This window comes from Neotabrizicola shimadae, assembly GCF_019623905.1.
Classification (GTDB): Bacteria; Pseudomonadota; Alphaproteobacteria; order Rhodobacterales; family Rhodobacteraceae; genus Neotabrizicola; species Neotabrizicola shimadae.
Genome location: NZ_CP069370.1, coordinates 1,192,596 through 1,213,739, shown reverse-complemented (window position 1 = coordinate 1,213,739; position 21,144 = coordinate 1,192,596). Strand labels below are relative to the sequence as shown.

Sequence of the window (21,144 nt, the reverse complement as noted above, 5' to 3'; positions counted from 1 at the left end):
ATCACTCCGCTGCCACGGCCGAAATGCGGCCGGTCTTCTTGGCCTTGATGCGGTCCTCGATTTCGTTGCGGTAGGCGCGGATCAGGCCCTGGATCGGCCAGGCGGCGGCATCGCCAAGCGCGCAGATGGTGTGGCCCTCGACCTGCTTGGTGACCGACAGCAGCATGTCGATTTCCTCGACCTCGGCCTCGCCGCGCACCAGGCGGTCCATGACCCGCATCATCCAACCCGTGCCCTCGCGGCAGGGCGTGCACTGGCCGCAGCTTTCGTGCTTGTAGAACTTCGACAGCCGCCAGATCGCCTTGATGATGTCGGTGGACTGGTCCATCACGATGACCGCCGCGGTGCCGAGGCCCGAGCGCTGTTCACGCAGCCAGTCGAAATCCATGATCGCGTCGTCGCACTGCGCCGCCGTCAGCAGCGGCACCGAGGAGCCGCCGGGGATCACGGCCTTCAGATTCTTCCAGCCGCCGCGCACGCCGCCGCAATGCCGGTCGAGCAGTTCGCGCAGCGGGATCGACATCGCCTCTTCCACCACGCAGGGGTTGGCGACATGGCCCGAGATGCCGAAGAGCTTGGTCCCGGTGTTGTTCGGCCGGCCGAAGCCCGCGAACCATTCGGCGCCGCGGCGCAGGATCGTGGGGACGACGGCGATGGATTCCACGTTGTTCACGGTGGTCGGGCAGCCGTAAAGGCCGGACCCCGCCGGGAACGGCGGCTTCATCCGGGGCATGCCCTTCTTGCCTTCAAGGCTTTCCAGAAGCGCGGTTTCCTCGCCGCAGATATAAGCGCCGGCGCCGTGGTGCAGGTACAGGTCAAAGTCATAGCCGGACTTGCAGGCATTCGGCCCCAGAAGGCCCGCGTCATAGCATTCGTCGATGGCGTTCTGCAGCACCTCGCGTTCGCGGATGTATTCGCCGCGGATGTAGATGTAGCAGGCATTCGCCCCCATCGCGAAGGACGCGATCAGCGCGCCCTCGATCAGCGTGTGGGGGTCGTGCCGCATGATCTCGCGGTCCTTGCAGGTGCCCGGCTCGGATTCGTCGGCGTTGATGACCAGGTAGGACGGACGTCCGTCCGATTGCTTGGGCATGAACGACCATTTCAGGCCGGTGGGGAAGCCCGCGCCACCGCGGCCGCGCAGACCCGAGGCCTTGACGATCTCGATGATCTTGTCGCGGCCAAGCGCAATCAGGTTCGCGGTGCCGTCCCAGTGGCCGCGCGCCATCGCCCCCTTCAGGGAGCGGTCATGCATCCCGTAGAGGTTGGTGAAGATGCGGTCCTGATCCTTGAGCATGCCTTGCCCCTTCTAATCCCGGCGCTTCCGCCAGATCCGGTATGTCACGACCAGCGCCCAGATGAACGCTGCCCCCGCCGCCAGGTCGAACAGGAAGGCATATCGCGCATCCCATCCGTATTGCCGGCCAATCTCTTGCGCCAGAAGCCAGGCGGCCATGGTCGCCACCAGCACGATGCCAACCGTGCGCGCCTGGCGCGCTGTCTGCATCTGGTCCGGGGCGGGGCCGCGCGGCATCTCAATAGTCGTTGGTCTTGGCGCGGACGAGGAATTCCTCGACGCCCACTTCCAGGATCAGCTTGGCCTGTGCCACCCACCGGTCGCGGCTGGCGCGGCCCTTGAAGGACGGCAGGTTCTCGTCGATCCAGGCCACTTCCTCGGGTGTCCAGCTGGCGATCTGGTCATAGTGGAAGTAACCCATCCCGTTCAGGGCCTCTTCCATCTTGGGACCGATGCCTTCGATCACCTTCAGGTCGTCCGGCTGGAACCGGCGGGCGCGGCCAAGCGCCTTGGGCTTTGTGCCGACCATGTTGGCGGGCGCGGCGGGCTTGGCCGGAGCCTTGGCGGGCGCTTCCGTCGCAGGAACCTCGGCCAGTTTGGCAGGGGCCGCGGCGGCCGGCGTCGGTTCAGCAGCCGGAGCCGGGGCAGCGGAGGCCTTGGGCGCGGCGGATTTCTTCAGCCAGGGCGTTAGGATCGGCACTTCGGTGCCGTCGATCCGCTTCGCGGTGTCGCCCACCTTAACAGCAAGCGCGACGGTCGCGCTGTGCGCAGACTTGCCTGCCTCGTGATCCTTCAGCGAGGTCAGGCCCGACGCCGGTTCTGCCGCATAGCGACCGATCTGCGAGCCCGGCACCGGCACCTCGCCATTGCCGAACCGCGCGATCAGCTCGCGCAGCTTTTCTGCCGACAGGTCCTCGTAATAGTCCTTGCCGATCTGGGCCATCGGCGCATTGGCGCAAGCGCCCATGCATTCGACCTCTTCCCAGCTGAACCTGCCGTCGGCCGATAGGGTGTGCGGCGTCTTGGCGATCAGCTCGCGGCAGACGGCGATCAGCTCCTCGGCACCGCAGATCATGCACGACGTCGTGCCGCATATCTGGATATGCGCCACCGAGCCAACCGGCTGCAGCTGGAACATGAAGTAGAAGGTCGCGACTTCGAGCGCCCGAATATAGGCCATGCCCAGCATGTCGGCGACAAATTCGATCGCCGGGCGGCTGAGCCAGCCTTCCTGCTCCTGCGCCCGCCACAGAAGCGGGATCACGGCGCTGGCCTGCCGGCCTTCGGGATACTTGGAAATCTGGCCTTTCGCCCATTCCAGGTTCGCCGGGGTGAAGGCGAAGCTCTCGGGCTGCGTGTGATGAAGACGGCGAAGCATCAGGAGCCTTTCTCGACAGCAAGGGCAGCCAGCGACACGCCGAGCGCGATCACCGACAGGACGCCCGAGAGCGTGTGTTTCATGTGCGGATGCCCGGCACGGGCGTAGATCACGCCGTCAGCGAAGCCCATGAAGGCGCAGACAGCGAAGAAGGCAGCGTAGAGGCGCAGGTCGCCGAAGAGAAGAACCACGACCGTCAGCGCCGCAAAGGCGGTGTAGCGGTCGGCCATCACCAGCGGCAACTGCTCCGACCGGTGCGTGGTCTGGGCCAGGCCACGCGCCGGATCCGTCCAGAAGGCCAGCGCCAAGAGCGAAAGGATAGCCAGAGTGATCACTCCGCAAAGCGTGGTCAGCAGGGTCAGGCTCATCGCCGCCCCCCGTCCCGCTGCCGGGCGCATCCGGTGTGGCGCGGCGTGTGGTTCACCGGTCCACCTCGCCGAAGACGATGTCCATCGTGCCGATGATGGCCGAGACGTCGGCCAGAAGGTGGCCCTTGGCGACATGATCCATGGATTGCAGGTGCAGGAAGCCCGGCGCACGGATCTTGGCGCGGTAGGGCTTGTTGGTGCCGTCGGCCACCAGATACACGCCAAACTCGCCCTTCGGCGCCTCGACGGCGGCATAGACCTCGCCCGAAGGAACGTGGAAGCCTTCGGTGTACAACTTGAAGTGGTGGATGAGGGCCTCCATCGAGGTCTTCATCTCTCCCCGCTTCGGCGGCGTGATCTTGCCACGCGCAAGAACGTCGGTATTCCCGGCCGGTTCGCGCAGCTTTGCAATGGCCTGCCGGATGATCGACGTGGACTCGCGCATCTCGGCCATGCGGCAAAGATAACGGTCATAGCAGTCGCCGTTCTTGCCGACGGGAATCTTGAAGTCGAATTCGTCATAGCATTCGTAGGGCTGCGAACGGCGCAGGTCCCAGGCCAGGCCCGAGCCGCGCACCATGACGCCGGAATAGCCCCACTGCTGAATCTCTTCTTCCGAGATGACGCCGATGTCGGCATTGCGCTGCTTGAAGATGCGGTTCTCGGTCAGCAGGCCGTCGATGTCGTCCAGCACCTTCGGGAAGTGATCTGCCCAAGCCTCGATATCGTCGAGCAGGCCTGCCGGAAGATCCTGGTGAACCCCGCCCGGCCGGAAATACGCTGCGTGTAGCCGAGCCCCGCAGGCGCGTTCGTAGAAGATCATCAGCTTCTCGCGCTCTTCAAATCCCCACAGCGGCGGGGTCAGCGCCCCCACGTCCATCGCCTGGGTCGTGACGTTCAGGAGGTGGTTCAGGACGCGGCCGATTTCGGAATAAAGAACGCGGATCAACGAAGCGCGACGGGGCACCTGCACGCCGGTCAGCCGTTCGATCGCCAGGCACCAGGCGTGTTCCTGGTTCATCGGCGCGACATAGTCGAGCCGGTCGAAATACGGCAGGTTCTGCAGGTAGGTGCGGCTTTCCATCAGCTTTTCGGTACCGCGGTGAAGGAGACCGATATGCGGATCGCAGCGTTCGACGATTTCGCCGTCAAGCTCTAGCACCAGGCGCAGAACGCCATGCGCCGCAGGGTGTTGCGGACCGAAGTTGATGTTGAAGTTGCGGATCTTCTGTTCGCCTGTCACCGCATCGACCGACCCGTCGTCATAGGTGCTCTGACGAATATCGCCGTCCATCATGGCCGGATCTCCTGTCTGATGCCGTCGTTCCATACCGCTCGCGCTGCGCGGGTGATGCGGCGGGGAAAAGTCATGGTGTTCGTTGTCATGCGCCTGCCCCTCATGCTGCCATCTGGCCTAGGCTGCGGTGCCAAGCCTCGGGCAGGTTCGGGAAGATGCGCGCCACAAAGTCGTACTGGTCTTGCAGGAGCGCGGCCGCCTCTGTACGCCGACGGGCGTCAAGCGCCATTGGCGTACCTTCGTGAACGCGCCGTTCATATTGGCCAGGATGCCGTTGCACGCCCAGGAAATCGCACAGGGCATTCACCCCTTCGGGCGCGACCATGTCCTCCATGAAGCAGACGAACAGCTGCGATGGAGCCACAGCTGCCGATAGCCGCAGCAGAGCCCCGGCATAGTCGCCGCGCGAAAGGATGCTCTGCGCTGCTTCGCTTTCAGGGTCCGCAAGCACCTGGTCCATCAGGACCTTGGCCCGGTCTTCGACCTGCGCAGCACCCCCGGCACGGGCCGCGTTCATGCGGACATGGCTCCAGAGCCGCGAAACCGGATCGCGGATAAGATAGACGAAGCGCACGTCAGGAGCCAAAGTCGCCATGCTGGACAAGGTCTCGATCGGCAAGAGCGAGTAGGCTGGTGTGACATCGCCCACGAGCCGGCCGCCCCGTGCCATCAGATAGTCCAGGTACAACGCGTCATCACGTCGCCGCACCTTGAGCACTTCCAACCACTCGGTGTGGTCAGCGATGCGCCGCGCGAACCATTCGGCCCGCTTGTTGGAGAACTCCGGCAACCGTGCGGTCAGGCGCGCAAGCTCGCCCTCCATACGCTTGATCTGTCCGCCCCATTTGCCGCTTTCGGCGGCGTCAAAGTAGTGCAATTCCTTGACGCGCCGGAACGAGCAATCTGGGTGCCCGACCAGATAGTCGTGCAACCAGGAAGTTGCGGCTTTCGCCGCTCCGACCCCAAAGAGGACTGTGGGTTCTCCACTCACGCCGTGCCGCCCCGTCAGGCTTTCTTCTCGTCGCCGGGAAGGATGTACTGCGCACCTTCCCATGGCGACATGAAGTCGAACTGCCGGTACTCCTGCACCAACTTCACGGGTTCGTAGACGACACGTTTTTCTGCCTCGTCGAAGCGGACCTCGACATAACCGGTGGTCGGAAAGTCCTTGCGAAGCGGATGGCCGCGGAAGCCGTAGTCCGTCAGTATGCGGCGCAGGTCCGGGTGGCCGGTGAAGATGATGCCGAACATGTCGAACACCTCCCTCTCGAACCAGTTGGCCGAGGGGTGGATGGGAATGATCGACGGGCACATCTCGTCTTCGCGGACGGCGACACGCAGGCGGATGCGCTGGTTCTGATACATGGACAAGAAGTGGTAGACGACGTCGAAGCGCGCGGGGCGTTCGGGATGGTCAACAGCGGTGATGTCCACAAGGGAAGAGAACCGGCACGCACTGTCCGCACGCAGGAACTCGACCAGTGTTTCCAGATGCGCCGACGGCACGTCGAGCGTCAGCTCACCGAAGGCGATCATGCTGTCGAGCACCGCCTCGGGGTGCCGGGCCGCGATATGGGCGGCAAGCTCGGCCAGGGCTTCGGACTTGACGTCGGACATGGGGCGTCTCCTCAGCGGGCGATGGTGCCGGTGCGGCGGATCTTCCGCTGCAGTTGCAGGATTCCGTACAGCAGCGCCTCGGCCGTGGGCGGGCAGCCCGGCACATAGACATCTACCGGCACGATGCGGTCGCAGCCGCGCACAACGGAATAGCTGTAGTGATAGTAGCCGCCGCCATTGGCGCAGGATCCCATTGAGATCACATAGCGCGGCTCGGGCATCTGGTCATAGACCTTGCGCAGCGCCGGCGCCATCTTGTTGGTCAGGGTGCCGGCGACAATCATGAGGTCCGACTGGCGCGGCGAGGCCCGAGGGGCGGTGCCGAAACGTTCCAGATCATAGCGCGGCATCGATGTGTGCATCATCTCTACGGCGCAACAGGCCAGACCGAACGTCATCCAGTGCAGCGAACCGATGCGCGCCCAGTTGATGATGTCCTCGGTCGAGGTCAGCAGGAAGCCCTTGTCCGACAACTCGCGGTTCAGCGCCTGGACGGCGACCTCGTGGTCGGCGGCGGCAGTGTTGGCCCCGGTCATCACTCCCATTCCAGGGCCCCCTTCTTCCATTCATAGGCAAAACCGATGGTCAGAACGGCAAGGAAGACCATCATCGACCAGAAGGCCACCATGCTGAGATCGCCGAAGGCGACGGCCCAAGGGAAGAGGAACGCCACTTCCAAGTCGAAGATGATGAACAGGATCGAAACAAGGTAGAAGCGGACATCGAACTTCATCCGCGCATCGTCGAAGGCGTTGAACCCGCATTCGTAGGCCGACACCTTCTCGGGATCGGGATTGCGGACGGCCAGGACGGCCGCTGCGAGGATCAGCACGAGGCCAAGCGCCACGGCGATTCCCAGAAGCATGAGAATGGGAGTGTATTCCCTCAGAAGTGCGTCCAAGAGGTGCTCCTTCGGCTGGCGACAAGCGGGCCCCGGCGACTTCCGCGCCGGTTCAGTCCATGCGCCTCGTTTACTCCGCGCCCCTTGCGGGGTCAACCGAAGGCGGTGCCCGGAACCCGCCTTTCCGGCCTTTCAAAGCGACGATTTGCAACGATGCCGCTTCGACTTGCCGCAGCGCGGCATGGCGCCATCGAAACAGAACGCGACTCAGGCGACGTCTTCAGGATGCCAGGCTCTCTGGTCTGGCACGAAGAGGCGCAGGCGCGACCCGATCCGCAGTTCGCCACCGCGTTCAACCCAGGCGGTGACCCCTCGCCGGCCGGCGGCCGCGGGCTTGAACGCCTTGCCGAAGCCGGGATGCGCCGCCTCGATCGAGCGTGCGGGAATCGTGCAGGGGAGATTGAGCCGGTCGACTACCAGGGTCGCCCCGCTTTCTGCCTGCAGCCGGGATGAGGGTGGCAGATGCGTGAAATCCGGGATGCCGCGCAGCACGACGTTTCCGCCCATCCTCGCTGGGTCAACCCGGTCGAGCCGCATGTCGGCGGCGATGGCCACAAGGTCTTCTTCGGACAGTATCGTCAACTGACGGGTATTCGCGATCTCGGTCCCCTCGGCATAAAGGTCGCGAACCCTGACACAGGCAGGCCGCGTTGCGCCCGAATGTATCTCGCCCAAGATGCCGTCGAGCGTCAGATCGACCTTCTCCACGACCTCGGCCAGCAGCAGGTCATTCACCCTGGTCGTCTGCCCCAGCCAGACGACCTCGCCCACATACTCCGTCTTGCGCAGTTCCGGCATTCTTGCCCCCGTTCACTCGCCGCGTTCCTGGCGTTCGATGGCCTCGATCTCGCGCCCGAGGAAATAGCTGATCGCCGACCGGATCACGACCAGCAGGCCGAGGAAGACAAGGTCAGCCAATTGCATCGAAACCGCCGTGTGGATGATGTCCGACACGATCAGCACTTCAAGACCCGAAAGTATGTACCGCCCCAGGTCACGCCGGGCCGCGTCCAGTCGCGCGCGCCGCGCCGTGCCAGCTGTCTCGGCGGTCACGAAGCCCGCAACGAAGCGAAAGACACCCACCGCCATGACGACGACAGCCAGCAGCTCGATCACCGACGCAAGCACACCAAGCCATTCGGCAAGCACCGGAAAGTCGGTTGCCAGCAGGCTGGTGCGCCCTTCCAGGAAAGACAGGTCCATCAATCCGCCAGCGGCGCGTGCGCCACTGCCTCCACCTCGCCCTGTCCCACGCGCATCGCCTCGTCCCGGATGATTGCGGAAATCAGGCGGCAATCAGACTCGCTGAAGGTCAGAGGTAGCCGCATGTCGATCAGCCCCGCCAGCACCCGGTCGGTCTGTGGCAGGGGCTCGGGGCTGGCATATCGCCAGTGGTCATAGCGCGAGGTGAAGGCCACCGGTTCGGGCGCGCCGAACCATTTCAACTCGACCCCGCGCGCCGAACAACGCGCGATCAGGCTGCGGATACGGGCCTGGTCCCAGTCGGGCAGAAGGAACTGAAAGGACGAGCCGACGAAGTCTTCTTCGGCCGGCCGGACAATCAGCCGAAGTCCCGGAACACCCTTGAGGCCGGTCTCGATCGTCTCGTAGAGACCTCGCCAGCGATGCCGCCTGTCATCCAGTAACTTCAACTGCGGCCGCAGGATGGCCGCGCGCAGATTGTCCATCCGGCCCGAGATGTTGGGGGTATCGAGACGAAGGCCTTCGAAATGCTCGGGCCCCGGCGCGGCGCGGTGACGGGAAAAAAGCATGTAGGACCCTGAAAGAAGCACAGCCCGGGCGGCTACGTCAGGGTCGTCGGTGATGACAAATCCCCCCTCACCCGCGTTGACGTGCTTGTAGGTCTGCATGGAAAAGCAACCGACAGTCCCGTGGCGTCCTGATGGAACACCGCGCCACATGGCGCCCATGGTGTGAGCGCAATCCTCCACCACCGTCAGTCCGAGCACGGAGGACAAGTCCATCAGCGCCTCCATGTCGCACACATGGCCGCGCATGTGGCTGAGAAGCAGGACCTTCGCCCCGGTGGCCCTTGCCTGGCTTTCAAGATGGCCAAAGTCCAGCGTCAGGTCCTCTGTGACCTCGACGAAAACCGGCCGCCCCCCGACCGAAGCGATGGCGCCAGGGACCGGGGCCAACGTGAAGGCGTTGGACAGCACGGTATCGCCCTGCCCCACGCCCACGGCCCGCAGGGCGGTTGCCATGGCATAGCCCCCCGAGGACACGGCAAGCGCATAGCGGGCACCCGTAAGCGAGGCAAACTCCTCTTCCAGCAGCGCCGTCTCGGCCACTTCGCCAGAAACGGTATTGTAACGGTGCAGTCGTCCATGGCGAAGCACCTCCATCGCTGCGGCGATGCCCTCTTCGGGGATCGGTTCCTGCTGGGTGAAGCTTCCGGTGAAATTCGCGTCGGTCATTCTGCCCTGGGAGCCCTACGTTCAACCATCCAGTATGCTACCATCGTCACGGCAAGCCCGGCGCCAGCGATGAAGAAGCCGACGTCCGGAGATTGCCAGGCGCGGCCCTTTGCCATGAAGTGCCCGAAGACCTGTGTGAAGAACAGCGTCCCGGCCAACATGGTCAGCGTCGTGATGGCCGATAGACCGCCCTGCAACTCGCCCTGCGCATTGTCAGGCACGGCCTTGGTCATTTCGGCTGTCACCATGGGCGAGATGAAGCCCTCGGGCCCGTGGATCACCAGCAGAATGGCAACCATTACGAGGCCGGAGGCAAGGCCGTAACCCACAGCCGCAATGACAGCGCAGAAAAGGCCGAACAGCACGACCCGCGCCTCGCCAAAGCGCGCGGCTGCCGGCCCGGTCAGCAGGCCCTGGAACAGCGCCATGACGATACCGAAGACGGCCAGGGTCGCACCCACCATCGCCTCCGACCAGCCGAACTTTGCAATGCCCCAGAACGGCCAGATCGCCGGATAGATCGCGCCGAAGAAGAAATAGCCACCCATCACCCCGCACAGCGGCAACACCTTGGGATAGGTCGCAAAGACCTTGAACACGCCGAATGGGTTGGACCTCCTCCATTCAAAGCGGCGGCGCTTTTCGGGCGGCAGCGTTTCCGGCAGGACGAAAAAGCCATAGAGCAGGTTCAACCCGGAAATCGCAGCCGCGACCCAGAAGGGGACACGGGGCCCGAAACTGCCGAGAAGTCCGCCGATGGCTGGACCAACCACGAAGCCCACGCCAAAGGCTGCGCCCAGGATGCCGAAGTATTTGGCCCGCTCTTCGGGCGCCGTGATGTCGGCGATGTAGGCATTGGCGATCACCCAACTCGCCCCGCAGACACCTGCGATGGCCCGGCCGACATAGAGCCAGCCCACATTCGGTGCCAACGCCTGCAACACGTAGTCGATGCCCAGCCCGCCGATCGCCAGCAGCAGCAATGGCCGGCGACCGAACCTGTCGCTCAGGTTCCCCATCAACGGACCGAAGGCGAACTGTGCGGCCGAGAAAGCCAGATACATCCATCCGCCGATGATGCTGGCCTGTGCGATATCGACATGGCCGACATCGCCAATCAGCGCGGGAAGGACAGGGATGATCAGACCGATTCCGACCATGTCCAGAAACACGGTGATCAGCACGAAGGTCACCGCATGGCGCGAGACCGGCAGAGGCTTTGCGTCGGTGGACATGGTAGCCGGACCCTATGCGGGCCCCCGGAAACTGTCAAACTGCCCCGCCCGTCGACAGGCCGCTGCATGACGATCTTTGTCATTGGACGCCTGGCGCCGTCTTGCCCATGGTGCTGGCAGGAAGACGGCCTTCCCCAAGTGCCTCTTCCGCCTCGCCTCGGGCTGTCCCCGCCCGACGCCGTATTGAAGCAGGCGGCAAGGCGGGGTTGCGACCAGGATCCCCGGCACCGCCCTCCCCGGTGCCGGGGGTCAGCCGATCAGTTGCGCCGCGATGGCCGGAAGATCGGCGTACCGGTCCATCAGCGCCTCCGGCGCAAACCTTTCGACCCCACGGCCTTCGGGCCCGAAGGTCACCAGAACGACGGGAACGCCTGCGGCGTGCCCCGTCTGGCGGTCGGTGTCAGTGTCCCCTACAAGCATCGACCGCCTCACTTCCCCACCGCTGCGCTCAACCGCCAACCTGTAGGGCGCGGCATCGGGTTTGCGCACGGGCAGGGTATCCGCCCCGACCAGCGCACCGAACAGATCCGATATCCCCAGGCGGCGCACCAGTTCCACAGCCAGCCCCTCTGGCTTGTTGGTGCAGATTGCCGTGCGATAGCCGGCCATGCGAAGCGCCTCCACCGCCTGCACGGCGCCAGGGTAGACGAAAGTCGCCGCGTCCAGACTCTCGCCATAGGCGGAAAGCAGTCGCGGATACCACGCATCCACCACGGTTTCATCCTGAAGACCCAAGCGTGAAAGTCCAAGCCTGAGCATCGCTCGAGCCCCATGGAAAGCGGTCAGTGCATCCGCAGGACCAAGTTGGACGCCATGCCCCATCTCGGAGAAGCAGACATTCGCGGCCGCGAGCAGATCACCCGACGTATCGGCCAGCGTTCCGTCCAGATCGAAGACAACCGTTCGCATCCTGTAACCTTGCGTGATAGGCCGCCCCTTGCGCCCCGTGGCGACGCTCGTAAAACGACAGCAGAACCAAGAAAAGAGAGCAGATGTCCGTCTCCTTTGTCATTCTCGCCGCGGGCCAGGGCACGCGCATGAACTCCGACCTGCCCAAGGTGCTTCACAAGGTGGCCGCAGCACCACTGCTCCATCATGCGATGTGCGCCGGGCGCGCGTTGGAGCCATCTCGAATCGTGGTTGTGGTCGGGCATGGCGGCCAGGAGGTGGCGAAGTCGGCCCTCGCTTTCGATGAGGCAGCCGAAATCGTGATCCAGGAGGAACAGCGCGGCACCGGCCACGCCGTTGCCCAGGCTGCGCCTGCCCTGGCGACCGCCGAGGGGGAGGTGATCGTGCTCTACGGCGACACCCCGTTCATTCGGCCCGAGACCCTGCAGGCCATGCTTGAAGCCCGGTCGCAACATGCGGTCGTCGTGCTCGGTTTCACGGCCCGCGATCCGGGCCGGTATGGCAGGCTGATCATGGAAGGCGACAGGCTGACCCGGATCGTGGAGTGGAAGGACGCGACAGAAAACGAACGTTCGGTCACATTGTGTAATTCCGGAGTGGTTTGCGCTTCGGCGCGCATGCTGTTCGAACTGGTTTCAGAGATCAGCAACGCAAACGCATCGGGCGAGTACTACTTGCCGGATATCGTTGAAATCGCGCGCCGGCGTGGTCTGTCGGCCGGGGTCGTCACTTGCCGCGAAGAAGAAACGCTTGGCGTCAATACGCGGGCGCAACTCGCTGAGGCAGAAGCGCAATTCCAGGCCCGCGCCCGTTCCGAAGCGCTGGAGAACGGCGTCACGCTCACGGCGCCAGAGACGGTGTTCTTCGCCATGGACACCGTGATCGGGCGCGACGCTATCATCGGTCCCTACGTTCATTTCGGCATGGGCGTCACCATCGAATCCGGCGCAGAGGTCAAGGCCTTCTGTCACCTTGAAGGCTGCCACATCTCTCGAGGTGCCGATGTGGGACCCTTTGCTCGTCTGCGACCGGGCGCCGAACTGGCCGAGCACGTCCACGTGGGAAACTTCGTCGAGATCAAGAATACCATTCTGGATGAGGGCGTTAAGGTTGGGCACCTGACCTATCTGGGCGACGCCCATGTGGGTGAGCACACAAATATCGGCGCAGGCACCGTGACCTGCAACTACGATGGCGTGATGAAGAACCGGACCGAGATCGGCGCCCATGCCTTCATCGGTTCCGACACGATGCTTGTCGCACCAGTCTCTGTCGGTGCGCGGGCCATGACGGCTTCGGGTTCTGTGATCACATATGATGTCCCGCCTGAAGCCTTGGCATTCGGCCGTGCGCGGCAAGAGGTCAAGCCAGGCCTTGCTGTTCGCATTCTTGAGAAACTTCGCGCCATAAAGGCCCAGAAAACGGGAATAAATTGAAATGTGCGGCATCGTTGGCGTTCTTGGCACGCACGAGGTTTCTCCCCTCATCGTCGAGGCCCTGAAGCGCCTTGAATATCGTGGCTACGACAGCGCCGGAATCGCGACGGTGAATTCCGGTCGACTGGACAGACGTCGGGCGGTCGGCAAACTCGTCAACCTTTCCGACCTGTTGGTGCACGATCCTCTGCCGGGAAAGTCGGGAATCGGACATACCCGTTGGGCGACGCATGGCGCAGCAACGGTGGTCAACGCGCATCCGCACAAGGCTGGTCCCGTCGCCGTGGTTCACAACGGCATCATCGAGAACTTTCGAGAACTTCGGGAAGACCTTGCGGCTTCCGGATATGTTCAGGAGTCCCAGACCGACACCGAAACCGTCGCCCTTCTTTTGCAACGGGCAATGGCGAACGGCGCCTCACCTGCCGATGCGGCGCGCAGCACCCTGAAGCTGCTTCATGGCGCATTTGCCCTGCTGTTCCTGTTCGATGGCGAGGATGACCTGCTGATTGCCGCGCGCAAGGGCAGCCCGCTGGCCATCGGCTGGGGCGATGGCGAGATGTATGTGGGGTCCGACGCCATAGCGCTGGCCCCCATGACCGACCGCATCACCTATCTGGACGAAGGCGACTGGGCCGTCATCACGCGTGCCGGCGCGACGATCTTCGACGCACAGGACCGCCCGGCCAGCAGGCCGGAAGCGCGGATCCAACTGGATGCAACCCGCATCGAAAAAGCGGGCTACAAGCATTTCATGGCCAAGGAGATCGCCGAGCAACCAGTGGTGATCGCAGACGCCTTACGGCACTACACCACTCGGGATGGTGCGATCAACCTGCCGGAATCACTGGATTTCTCAACAGTAGATCGGGTTACGCTCGTGGCCTGCGGCACGGCGCATTACGCGTGCCACGTCGCGAAGTACTGGTTCGAGCAAATCGCTGGACTTCCGGCCGACATCGACATCGCCTCGGAGTTCCGTTACCGCGAGCCGCCTCTTTTGCCCGGTGCGGTTGCGATCTTCGTCAGCCAATCCGGCGAGACGGCAGATACCCTGGCGGCCCTGCGTTATGCGAAGGGCAAGGTCGGCAAGGTTCTCTCGGTCGTGAACGTGCCCACATCGTCGATTGCCCGCGAAAGCGACCTTGCTTTGCCGATCCTTGCGGGGGTCGAGGTCGGGGTGGCATCGACGAAGGCATTCACCTGCCAGCTGACGGTGCTTGCCCTGCTTGCGCTGAAGGCCGGGCGGGACCGAGGCCGACTTGGGCCGGATGAACTGGCGCAGCACCTGAATGGATTGCGGGCGCTGCCCGGATTGATGAATCATGCGCTCGGCCTGTCCGGCGATGTTGCCCGGATCGCGGAAGACCTGGCACGGTCCGAGGACGTGCTTTTCCTGGGCCGGGGCGCGATGTACCCACTCGCGCTCGAAGGCGCACTTAAACTCAAGGAAATCAGCTATATCCACGCAGAAGGTTATGCTTCGGGCGAACTGAAGCATGGCCCAATCGCCCTGATCGACGACACGGTCCCGGTCATCGTTCTGGCTCCAAGGGACGCGCTGTTCGACAAGACGGTATCCAACATGCAGGAAGTCATGGCACGGCACGGACGGGTCCTGCTAGTTTCCGATGCGACCGGCCTCGCCGAAGCCGGAGCCGGAGTGTGGCGCGGGTTGGCTCTGCCCGAATGCCCCTCGCTTTTCGCCCCCATCCTCTACGCCGTCCCTGCGCAACTTCTGGCTTATCATACCGCCATCGCGAAGGGCACGGACGTTGATCAGCCGCGAAACCTGGCAAAGTCGGTGACCGTCGAGTGAACCGCTGATCCGGGTCGCCTTGACAGGCGTACCCGATGAAAGGAGTTCAATGATGAACCGACGTTTCCTGATCGCCGGCGCTGCCGCCTTGGCCATTCCCGGCTGCGCTGCATCACCCCGCGCTCCCGCGGAGTTGCCCGAGCCTCTGACGCTCGTCTCGGCCTTCCAGGGGCGAACAACCGGCCGCGGCGTGTTTCGTATCCGCCTGACCGGCGACGAGCGGCGCTTCACCGCGAAACTCTACGGCCAGGCTACGGGCAAAGCGCCAGCCCGAACGCTGACGGTCACCGAGGACTTTGTTTTCGATGATGGGCAGGAAGACCGTCTCACATGGGTCTTCCGCGAAACCGGCCCTGGACGCTGGACCGGCAAGCGTGAGGACACCGTGGGCGAGGCAGAGGTCATCGAAGCAGATGGCGTGATCCGGCTGACCTACACCGCGGATTTCCGCTCGTTGTCTGGCGTGACCCGACTTGGTTTCCGTGACATCATCTACGCGGCCCCCGACGGCACGGTGATCAACGACGGCGTCGTCAGCCGGTGGGGTGTGCCCGTGGCGGACGTGCGTTTCGTGATCCGCCGACCCTGACCTTGCACAAGGCGCCTCCGACATCCATCCTGCGGGGATCACGGAGGATTTGATGGGCAAGCAGTTCGAAGGTCTGAGCGAAGAGCATACCGCCTTCATCGCGCAACAGCCGGTATTCTTTGTGGCCACCGTGCCTTTGCCAGGCGGCCACGTGAATCTCTCTCCGAAGGGGATGGACTCGCTGCGGGTCGTTTCATCGAACCGGATTGTCTGGCTCAACCTCACCGGCTCGGGGAACGAAACGGCTCCTCAACTGGCGGCCGATCCCCGCATCACGCTGATGTGGATGTCGACAACGCTGAAGCCCATGATTCTTCGGACGTACGGAACCGGGCGCGCGGTCCACAGGAACGATCCGGACTGGCCGGCACTGGCGGGCTTGCTGCCCGACCAGCCGGGTGCGCGGCAAATCGTCGAGGTCTCGATTGATCTGGTACAAAGCTCCTGCGGCTACGCCGTTCCCTTCCTGGAATTCCGCGCCGAGCGGCCAACACTGAAATCCTGGGCCGAAGGCAAGGGGGAAGACGGAATTCGCAGCTATTGGGCCGAGCGGAACGCCACCACCCTGAATGGCCAGCCCACGGGCATCGAGGCAAATCTCTGATGCCCAGCCTTATCTCTTCCGACGCGGCGCTCGCCGCACTGGAATCGCTTGGCGATTCCGTCCGCGCCGAACAGGCGGCGGCTTACCACAAGGCGCCCCGCCCCTATCTGGGTGTTTCCGTGCCCCAGATCGAGGAACTAACCGACGACTGGCGTGCGCGATTGACCCTGGATGAACGCCTGGACCTGGCGGAAGGCCTTTGGGCGACAAACATCCACGAAGCGCGCGTGGCGGCGGCAAAGCTGTTGACGCAGGCCCGTATCCGGCCAGACGAACGGGTCTGGGCGCTGATCCAGGCCTGGGTGCCCGATTTCGATGCCTGGGCTCTTGCCGACCATGTCGCCATCGCAGGCCAGAAACGGCTGGTCGCCGATCCGACCCGTTTGGAGGTTGTCGAAGGCTGGACCCGGTCCCCGCACATGTGGACACGTCGCGCAGCCCTGGTGATGACGCTTCCATGGGCAAAGATGAACTTTCCAAAGCCAGCCGACCTCGCCGCGCGCGACCGTATCCTGTCGTGGTGCGCGGGCTATGTTCCAGATCGCGAATGGTTCATTCAGAAGGCGGTCGCCTGGTGGATCCGCGACCTTTCAAAGCACGACAGACCGCGCGCCGCAGCCTTCCTTGATGCGCACGGCAGCGAAATGAAGCCCTTCGCCCGAAAGGAAGCCGCGAAATTCCTGACCTGACGAAACGCGCTCAGTCGGCCAGCACACTCACCTCGGGGATCGATGTCAGATCCAGGCCAAGCGCCCGGTAAGCGGCAAGTGAAAGCAAGGCCCCGCCCGTTCCGGGCAGCAAGTCCACCGCCACAGATGCGCCCGACTCGGTCACCACACGACCCTTTCCGGGTGTGGTGACAAGGGAGGACTTCAGCCAGAAGCCCTGCTCGGCCGGCGGGCCAAGCGCGACCGTCACCTTGCCCAGTTCGCGGCCCGTCCCCGCGGGCGCGGCCAAAGCGGCGGCGCGTTCGGCGGCCGTCGTGTTGTCCAGGGCTTCCGCCGTCTTCCCCGCACCGCCGATTGCAGGGGCCGGCGCTGCGGCGACAGGCTCGGGAGCAAGAGGTTCTACCGGCTTGGGCGCAAGCTGCGCGCAACCGGCGAGCAAGAGGATCAGGGCAATCAGAAGCGGTTGTTTCATGCCATCACTTTAGTCGCAACGACGGGCCGCGTCCATGCGGCCGCCTTGCGATGCCGGCGGCATGGGCCTAGGTTCATCGACATGGATACAGCGCCCCTCATCGACCCGTTTGCCCGCGCCATCAGCTATCTGCGCGTCTCGGTGACTGACCGCTGCGATTTCCGCTGCACCTATTGCATGACGGAACACATGACCTTCCTGCCAAAGGCAGAACTGCTCACGCTGGAAGAACTGGACAGGCTCTCATCCGCCTTCATCCGCCTTGGGGTTAAGAAACTGCGCATCACCGGGGGCGAGCCCTTGGTGCGCAAGGGGATCCTCACCTACTTCCAGGCCATGTCGCGCCATCTGGAAACGGGGGCGCTCACGGAGTTGACGCTGACCACAAACGGCTCGCAACTGGCCCGGTTTGCGCCCGATCTGGCTGCCTGCGGGGTGCGTCGCGTGAACGTATCGCTGGACACCCTGGACCCCGACAAGTTTGCCAGGATCACTCGGTGGGGCCGCCTGCCGCAAGTGCTGCACGGGATCGAGGCCGCCCAGGCCGCGGGCTTGCGCGTCAAGATCAACGCCGTGGCGCTGAAGGGCGTGAACGATGACGAACTGTTCCCGATGGTGGACTGGTGCGCCCGCGAAGGCCATGATCTGACCTTCATCGAAGTCATGCCCATGGGCGACATGGGCGAGGCGGACCGGCTTGACCAGTACTGGTCGCTGCGCGATCTGCGGGCCAGCCTGGCCACACGCTTCACACTCACGGACCTGGTCGAACGCACCGGTGGCCCCGCCCGTTATGTTCGGCTGGAAGAGACGGGTCAAAAGATCGGCTTCATCACGCCCTTGACCCACAACTTCTGCGAAAGCTGCAATCGGGTCAGGCTGACCTGCACGGGCGAGCTGTACATGTGCCTCGGTCAGGAAGACATGGCAGACCTTCGCGCGCCGCTGCGAGCCAGCCCGGACGACGCGGTTCTGGACCAGTCCATACGCGCCGCCATAGCGCGCAAGCCCAAGGGGCACGATTTCGACTATTCGCGCCGTCGGGTCGAAGGCCAGGTCAGCCGCCACATGAGCCACACGGGCGGCTGATCGCCGCAGCGCAGGGCGGCAAACAAGGCTATCCGCAGCGGCTATCCTGCGTTAGAGATTGGCAAAAGCCCCCACCGAAGGCCTGCCATGGACCCCTTGATCCTTGCTCGCATCCAGTTCGCGGCGAACGTCTCGTTCCATATCCTGTTTCCGTCGATCACCATCGCGCTTGGCTGGATCCTGCTTTTCTTCCGGCTTCGCTTTGCCACGACCGGTGAGCACAAGTGGATGGAGGCCTACCACTTCTGGGTGAAGGTCTTCGCCCTGAGTTTCGGATTGGGTGTGGTGTCCGGTCTGACCATGTCGTTCCAGTTTGGCACGAACTGGCCCGGCTTCATGAACCACGTCGGCAACATCGCCGGGCCCCTGCTGGCCTACGAAGTGATGACCGCCTTCTTTCTTGAAGCTGTCTTCCTGGGCGTGATGCTCTTTGGAGCGGGCCGCGTACCGGCCTGGGCGCATGTTGCCGCAACCCTGCTGGTCGCAATCGGCACCACCTCCTCGGCCTTCTGGATCCTCGCGTTGAACAGCTGGATGCAGACGCCGGCCGGCTTCGAGATGCGGGACGGCGTGGCCCATGCCACCGATTGGGGCGCGATCCTGTTCAATCCCTCGATGCCCTACAGGGTCACCCACATGCTGCTGGCCTCGGTCATGACGGCCTCCTTCCTGGTGGCAGGGGTATCGGCCTATCGTATGTTGATCGGCGACCGGTCCGAAGCTGTGAAATCCGCGCTGCGCACCGGGCTTGTCCTGGCCGCCATCGTTATTCCGGTCCAGATGAAGGTGGGCGACAGCCACGGCCTGAACACCTTGAAGCACCAGCCCCAGAAGATTGCCGCGATGGAGGCGAACTGGCAGACCGGGCCGGACAAGCCGTTGATCCTGTTCGCCTGGCCGGATGAAGAACTGCGGCGCAACCTGTGGGAAATCTCGATCCCCCATGGCGCCTCGCTGATCCTGACGCACAGCTGGGACGGCGTCGTTCCCGGCCTTGACGACTATGTCGCGCCGGATGGCGAAATCCTCCACCCGCCTGTTGCGGTGCCATTCTTCGCCTTCCGTGTCATGGTCGGCATGGGGGTGCTGATGCTGCTGACCTCCTGGGCCGGCGCGTGGTATCTGTGGCGCCGTGGGGCAAGCCACCTGCCCCGGCCGCTTTTACAGGCCACCGCGCTCATGACTTTTTCTGGCTGGATCGCCACCCTGGCCGGTTGGTACGTGACAGAGGTCGGTCGCCAGCCCTGGATCGTGGACGGTGTCCTGAAGACCGCGGATGTCGCCGCCTCACATGGTTCGGGGATGATGCTGGGTAGCCTGATCGCCTACCTTTCCGTCTATCTGCTGTTGCTTGGCGCCTATCTGCATGTCGTCTTCCACCTGGCTCGGTCGGGCACGCGCGTCTCGCGGCCGGCTGCGCCCCCCCTGCCTGCGGAGTAACCCATGGCCTTTGACATCGCCTGGTGGCTTCCCGTCATTTTCGCGGCACTTCTGGGTGTGGCGATCCTTCTTTACGTCATGCTGGACGGGTTCGACCTTGGCGTGGGTCTGCTCTCTCCTTTCGCCGATGCCGAGGAACGGGACCGCATCATCGGCTCGGTTGGCCCCTTCTGGGACGGCAACGAAACCTGGCTGGTGCTTGCCGTGGGGCTGCTACTGGTGGCCTTCCCGGTGGCCAATGGGGTGATCCTGACCACGCTCTACCCGTTGGTCGTCGCCATGCTGATCGGCCTGATCCTCCGCGGCGTCGCCTTCGAATTTCGCGCCAAGGCGCCCTCGGGAAACAAGCACCTGTGGGACAAGGCATTCTTCCTGGGCAGCCTGGTCGCCAGCCTGGCCCAGGGTGCGATGCTGGGGCTTTATGTCCTGGGGCTTGCCCTGACCCCGATCAGCATTGCCTTCGCTGCGTTGACGGCAATCTGCCTGGCCGTTGCCTACAGTTTCTCGGGCGCGGCTTGGCTCATCCTCAAGACCGAGGGCCTGCTGCAACTGAAGGCCATCGAATGGGCGCGCCGCAGTCTCTGGGGCGTGCTGGTCGGACTTCTGGCCGTGTCCATCGCCACGCCGCTTGCAAGCCCACGCTTGTTCCACAAGTGGATCGACCTCCCGACGGCGCTTTACCTCGCGCCTCTGCCGATCCTCGCCCTCGTCATCCTGGCCTGGCTCTGGCGGCTGCTCGACGCCCTGCCCCTTCCCGGCGACCGCATGGCCTGGGGCCCGCTGGCCGGCGCGCTCGGGCTCATGGTCCTGGGCTTCGGCGGCATGGCCTACAGCTTCTATCCCTACGTCCTGCCCGACAGACTGACGATCTGGGATGCCGCCAGCGCCACAGAAAGCCTGCGGGTCATGCTTTACGGTGTGGTGATCGTCGTGCCGATCATCCTCTCCTACACCGCGCTTGCCTACTTCATCTTCCGGGGCAAGACCGTGTCCATCGACTACGAGTGACGCCTAGCCGAACCGCGTTACCAGAGCATCGCGCACGGGAGGCGTGACGAACTTCGACACGTCGCCCCCAAGCCGCGCGATCTCCTTCACCAGCTTCGACGCAATCGCCTGGCGCCGGGCATCGGCCATCAGGAACACCGTCTCGACCGTGGCGTCCAGCGCGCGGTTCATGCCGACCATCTGGAACTCGTACTCGAAATCGGCCACCGCCCGCAGACCACGAATGATGATGCCCGCGCCCACGTCGCGCGCGCAGTCGATCAGCAGGTTTTCGAACGGATGCACCACGATCTCGCCGCCGGTGCGCGCTGCGATTTCGCGGCACTCCGCTTCGACCATGGCAACCCGCTCCTCCAGGTTGAACAGCGGCCCCTTGTCCCGATTGATGGCCACGCCAATCACCAGCCGGTCCACAAGGGCCATGGCCCGCTGAATGATGTCGATGTGACCAAGGGTGACGGGATCGAAGGTCCCGGGATACAATCCGATGCGCATGGTCTCTCCCGCCGCGGCACTGCCCCCTAGACGCAACAATATTGCGCGATCAGATGCAAGGCGGAAAACGCCGCAGTGCAGCGT

At 64.0% G+C, this 21,144-nt stretch carries 24 protein-coding genes; 8 read left to right on the top strand and 16 right to left on the bottom strand.

Annotation, left to right across the window (positions count from 1 at the left end; genetic code table 11):
- Position 1: 1 nt before the first annotated feature.
- From nuoF to JO391_RS05760, 14 genes are all read right to left on the bottom strand, one after another.
- Positions 2-1,297 (bottom strand): NADH-quinone oxidoreductase subunit NuoF, encoded by a 1,296-nt coding sequence (nuoF, locus tag JO391_RS05825; RefSeq protein ID WP_220663293.1) that lies wholly within the window; start codon positions 1,295-1,297, stop codon positions 2-4.
- 12 nt (positions 1,298-1,309) lie between these two features.
- Positions 1,310-1,534 carry a DUF5337 domain-containing protein gene (locus tag JO391_RS05820; protein ID WP_220663291.1) on the bottom strand — a complete coding sequence of 75 codons (225 nt, stop codon included), beginning with the start codon at positions 1,532-1,534 and terminating at the stop codon, positions 1,310-1,312.
- A 1-nt stretch (position 1,535) separates the two neighbouring features.
- Positions 1,536-2,675, bottom strand: coding sequence for an NADH-quinone oxidoreductase subunit E (locus JO391_RS05815; protein ID WP_220663289.1), 1,140 nt, complete (start codon positions 2,673-2,675; stop codon positions 1,536-1,538).
- Positions 2,675-3,043 carry a hypothetical protein gene (locus JO391_RS05810; RefSeq protein ID WP_220663287.1) on the bottom strand — a complete coding sequence of 123 codons (369 nt, stop codon included), beginning with the start codon at positions 3,041-3,043 and terminating at the stop codon, positions 2,675-2,677. The genes JO391_RS05815 and JO391_RS05810 overlap by 1 nt, the downstream gene beginning before the upstream one ends.
- 52 nt (positions 3,044-3,095) lie before the next feature.
- On the bottom strand, positions 3,096-4,340 hold the full coding sequence (locus JO391_RS05805) for an NADH-quinone oxidoreductase subunit D (RefSeq protein ID WP_375155686.1): 1,245 nt from the start codon (positions 4,338-4,340) through the stop codon (positions 3,096-3,098).
- A gap of 100 nt (positions 4,341-4,440) precedes the next feature.
- On the bottom strand, positions 4,441-5,271 hold the full coding sequence (locus JO391_RS05800; RefSeq protein WP_220663285.1) for a sulfotransferase: 831 nt from the start codon (positions 5,269-5,271) through the stop codon (positions 4,441-4,443).
- Between the two features lie 74 nt (positions 5,272-5,345).
- Entirely contained in the window at positions 5,346-5,957 is a 612-nt protein-coding gene (locus tag JO391_RS05795; RefSeq protein ID WP_220663283.1) for an NADH-quinone oxidoreductase subunit C, read from the bottom strand.
- Positions 5,958-5,968: 11 nt separating this feature from the next.
- Positions 5,969-6,502, bottom strand: coding sequence for a NuoB/complex I 20 kDa subunit family protein (locus tag JO391_RS05790; protein WP_220663281.1), 534 nt, complete (start codon positions 6,500-6,502; stop codon positions 5,969-5,971).
- The gene (locus JO391_RS05785; protein WP_220663279.1) at positions 6,493-6,858 is read right to left on the bottom strand and encodes an NADH-quinone oxidoreductase subunit A; all 366 of its coding nucleotides are present in this window, start codon (positions 6,856-6,858) and stop codon (positions 6,493-6,495) included. The genes JO391_RS05790 and JO391_RS05785 overlap by 10 nt, the downstream gene beginning before the upstream one ends.
- A gap of 207 nt (positions 6,859-7,065) precedes the next feature.
- A complete protein-coding gene (locus JO391_RS05780; protein ID WP_220663277.1) occupies positions 7,066-7,656 on the bottom strand; it encodes an MOSC domain-containing protein in 591 nt (196 codons plus the stop codon).
- 12 nt (positions 7,657-7,668) lie between these two features.
- Positions 7,669-8,061, bottom strand: coding sequence for a DUF1622 domain-containing protein (locus JO391_RS05775; protein WP_220663275.1), 393 nt, complete (start codon positions 8,059-8,061; stop codon positions 7,669-7,671).
- Positions 8,061-9,296, bottom strand: a complete 1,236-nt coding sequence (locus JO391_RS05770; protein WP_220663273.1) for a DegT/DnrJ/EryC1/StrS family aminotransferase — start codon at positions 9,294-9,296, stop codon at positions 8,061-8,063. Before JO391_RS05770 ends, JO391_RS05775 begins: the two co-directional genes overlap by 1 nt.
- A complete protein-coding gene (locus JO391_RS05765; protein ID WP_220663271.1) occupies positions 9,293-10,531 on the bottom strand; it encodes a TCR/Tet family MFS transporter in 1,239 nt (412 codons plus the stop codon). Before JO391_RS05765 ends, JO391_RS05770 begins: the two co-directional genes overlap by 4 nt.
- A gap of 249 nt (positions 10,532-10,780) precedes the next feature.
- Positions 10,781-11,440: an HAD-IA family hydrolase gene (locus tag JO391_RS05760; RefSeq protein ID WP_220663269.1), complete on the bottom strand. Its 660-nt coding sequence runs from the start codon at positions 11,438-11,440 to the stop codon at positions 10,781-10,783.
- An 83-nt stretch (positions 11,441-11,523) separates the two neighbouring features.
- Between JO391_RS05760 and glmU the strand changes: the two genes are divergently transcribed.
- The 5 genes from glmU to JO391_RS05735 are packed head-to-tail and all read left to right on the top strand — an operon-like array spanning position 11,524 to position 16,577.
- Positions 11,524-12,876, top strand: coding sequence for a bifunctional UDP-N-acetylglucosamine diphosphorylase/glucosamine-1-phosphate N-acetyltransferase GlmU (gene glmU, locus JO391_RS05755; protein ID WP_220663267.1), 1,353 nt, complete (start codon positions 11,524-11,526; stop codon positions 12,874-12,876).
- 1 nt (position 12,877) lies between these two features.
- Positions 12,878-14,695: a glutamine--fructose-6-phosphate transaminase (isomerizing) gene (gene glmS / locus JO391_RS05750; RefSeq protein WP_220663265.1), complete on the top strand. Its 1,818-nt coding sequence runs from the start codon at positions 12,878-12,880 to the stop codon at positions 14,693-14,695.
- Between the two features lie 52 nt (positions 14,696-14,747).
- Complete coding sequence (locus JO391_RS05745; protein WP_220663263.1) at positions 14,748-15,284, top strand: DUF3833 family protein; 537 nt, start codon at positions 14,748-14,750, stop codon at positions 15,282-15,284.
- 52 nt (positions 15,285-15,336) lie between these two features.
- Positions 15,337-15,888 carry a pyridoxamine 5'-phosphate oxidase family protein gene (locus JO391_RS05740; protein ID WP_220663261.1) on the top strand — a complete coding sequence of 184 codons (552 nt, stop codon included), beginning with the start codon at positions 15,337-15,339 and terminating at the stop codon, positions 15,886-15,888.
- Complete coding sequence (locus JO391_RS05735; RefSeq protein ID WP_375155685.1) at positions 15,888-16,577, top strand: DNA alkylation repair protein; 690 nt, start codon at positions 15,888-15,890, stop codon at positions 16,575-16,577. Before JO391_RS05740 ends, JO391_RS05735 begins: the two co-directional genes overlap by 1 nt.
- 10 nt (positions 16,578-16,587) lie before the next feature.
- Here the strand turns inward: JO391_RS05735 and JO391_RS05730 are convergent, their stop codons facing one another.
- On the bottom strand, positions 16,588-17,028 hold the full coding sequence (locus tag JO391_RS05730) for a hypothetical protein (RefSeq protein ID WP_220663260.1): 441 nt from the start codon (positions 17,026-17,028) through the stop codon (positions 16,588-16,590).
- Between the two features lie 81 nt (positions 17,029-17,109).
- On the opposite strand from JO391_RS05730, the gene moaA reads away from it, so the two are divergent.
- The 3 genes from moaA (at position 17,110) to JO391_RS05715 (ending at position 20,565) form a co-directional block, all read left to right on the top strand.
- Complete coding sequence (gene moaA / locus JO391_RS05725; protein WP_220663258.1) at positions 17,110-18,117, top strand: GTP 3',8-cyclase MoaA; 1,008 nt, start codon at positions 17,110-17,112, stop codon at positions 18,115-18,117.
- Positions 18,118-18,204: 87 nt separating this feature from the next.
- The gene (locus JO391_RS05720; RefSeq protein ID WP_220663256.1) at positions 18,205-19,557 is read left to right on the top strand and encodes a cytochrome ubiquinol oxidase subunit I; all 1,353 of its coding nucleotides are present in this window, start codon (positions 18,205-18,207) and stop codon (positions 19,555-19,557) included.
- Between the two features lie 3 nt (positions 19,558-19,560).
- Complete coding sequence (locus tag JO391_RS05715) at positions 19,561-20,565, top strand: cytochrome d ubiquinol oxidase subunit II (RefSeq protein ID WP_220663254.1); 1,005 nt, start codon at positions 19,561-19,563, stop codon at positions 20,563-20,565.
- 3 nt (positions 20,566-20,568) lie between these two features.
- On the opposite strand, the gene coaD is transcribed toward JO391_RS05715, so the two are convergent.
- Positions 20,569-21,060, bottom strand: a complete 492-nt coding sequence (gene coaD, locus JO391_RS05710) for a pantetheine-phosphate adenylyltransferase (RefSeq protein WP_220663252.1) — start codon at positions 21,058-21,060, stop codon at positions 20,569-20,571.
- Positions 21,061-21,144 lie beyond the last annotated feature (84 nt).

Coding starts and splice junctions, on each gene's coding strand:
- glmS (WP_220663265.1), top strand. CDS start 12,878: ATGTGCGGCATCGTTGGCGTTCTTGGCACGCACGAGGTTTCTCCCCTC.
- JO391_RS05780 (WP_220663277.1), bottom strand. CDS start 7,656: ATGCCGGAACTGCGCAAGACGGAGTATGTGGGCGAGGTCGTCTGGCTG.
- JO391_RS05765 (WP_220663271.1), bottom strand. CDS start 10,531: ATGTCCACCGACGCAAAGCCTCTGCCGGTCTCGCGCCATGCGGTGACC.
- JO391_RS05810 (WP_220663287.1), bottom strand. CDS start 3,043: ATGAGCCTGACCCTGCTGACCACGCTTTGCGGAGTGATCACTCTGGCT.
- JO391_RS05815 (WP_220663289.1), bottom strand. CDS start 2,675: ATGCTTCGCCGTCTTCATCACACGCAGCCCGAGAGCTTCGCCTTCACC.
- JO391_RS05720 (WP_220663256.1), top strand. CDS start 18,205: ATGGACCCCTTGATCCTTGCTCGCATCCAGTTCGCGGCGAACGTCTCG.
- JO391_RS05795 (WP_220663283.1), bottom strand. CDS start 5,957: ATGTCCGACGTCAAGTCCGAAGCCCTGGCCGAGCTTGCCGCCCATATC.
- JO391_RS05760 (WP_220663269.1), bottom strand. CDS start 11,440: ATGCGAACGGTTGTCTTCGATCTGGACGGAACGCTGGCCGATACGTCG.
- moaA (WP_220663258.1), top strand. CDS start 17,110: ATGGATACAGCGCCCCTCATCGACCCGTTTGCCCGCGCCATCAGCTAT.
- JO391_RS05735 (WP_375155685.1), top strand. CDS start 15,888: ATGCCCAGCCTTATCTCTTCCGACGCGGCGCTCGCCGCACTGGAATCG.
- JO391_RS05775 (WP_220663275.1), bottom strand. CDS start 8,061: ATGGACCTGTCTTTCCTGGAAGGGCGCACCAGCCTGCTGGCAACCGAC.
- glmU (WP_220663267.1), top strand. CDS start 11,524: ATGTCCGTCTCCTTTGTCATTCTCGCCGCGGGCCAGGGCACGCGCATG.
- JO391_RS05740 (WP_220663261.1), top strand. CDS start 15,337: ATGGGCAAGCAGTTCGAAGGTCTGAGCGAAGAGCATACCGCCTTCATC.
- nuoF (WP_220663293.1), bottom strand. CDS start 1,297: ATGCTCAAGGATCAGGACCGCATCTTCACCAACCTCTACGGGATGCAT.
- JO391_RS05820 (WP_220663291.1), bottom strand. CDS start 1,534: ATGCCGCGCGGCCCCGCCCCGGACCAGATGCAGACAGCGCGCCAGGCG.
- JO391_RS05745 (WP_220663263.1), top strand. CDS start 14,748: ATGAACCGACGTTTCCTGATCGCCGGCGCTGCCGCCTTGGCCATTCCC.
- JO391_RS05770 (WP_220663273.1), bottom strand. CDS start 9,296: ATGACCGACGCGAATTTCACCGGAAGCTTCACCCAGCAGGAACCGATC.
- JO391_RS05805 (WP_375155686.1), bottom strand. CDS start 4,340: ATGATGGACGGCGATATTCGTCAGAGCACCTATGACGACGGGTCGGTC.
- coaD (WP_220663252.1), bottom strand. CDS start 21,060: ATGCGCATCGGATTGTATCCCGGGACCTTCGATCCCGTCACCCTTGGT.
- JO391_RS05730 (WP_220663260.1), bottom strand. CDS start 17,028: ATGAAACAACCGCTTCTGATTGCCCTGATCCTCTTGCTCGCCGGTTGC.
- JO391_RS05715 (WP_220663254.1), top strand. CDS start 19,561: ATGGCCTTTGACATCGCCTGGTGGCTTCCCGTCATTTTCGCGGCACTT.
- JO391_RS05790 (WP_220663281.1), bottom strand. CDS start 6,502: ATGGGAGTGATGACCGGGGCCAACACTGCCGCCGCCGACCACGAGGTC.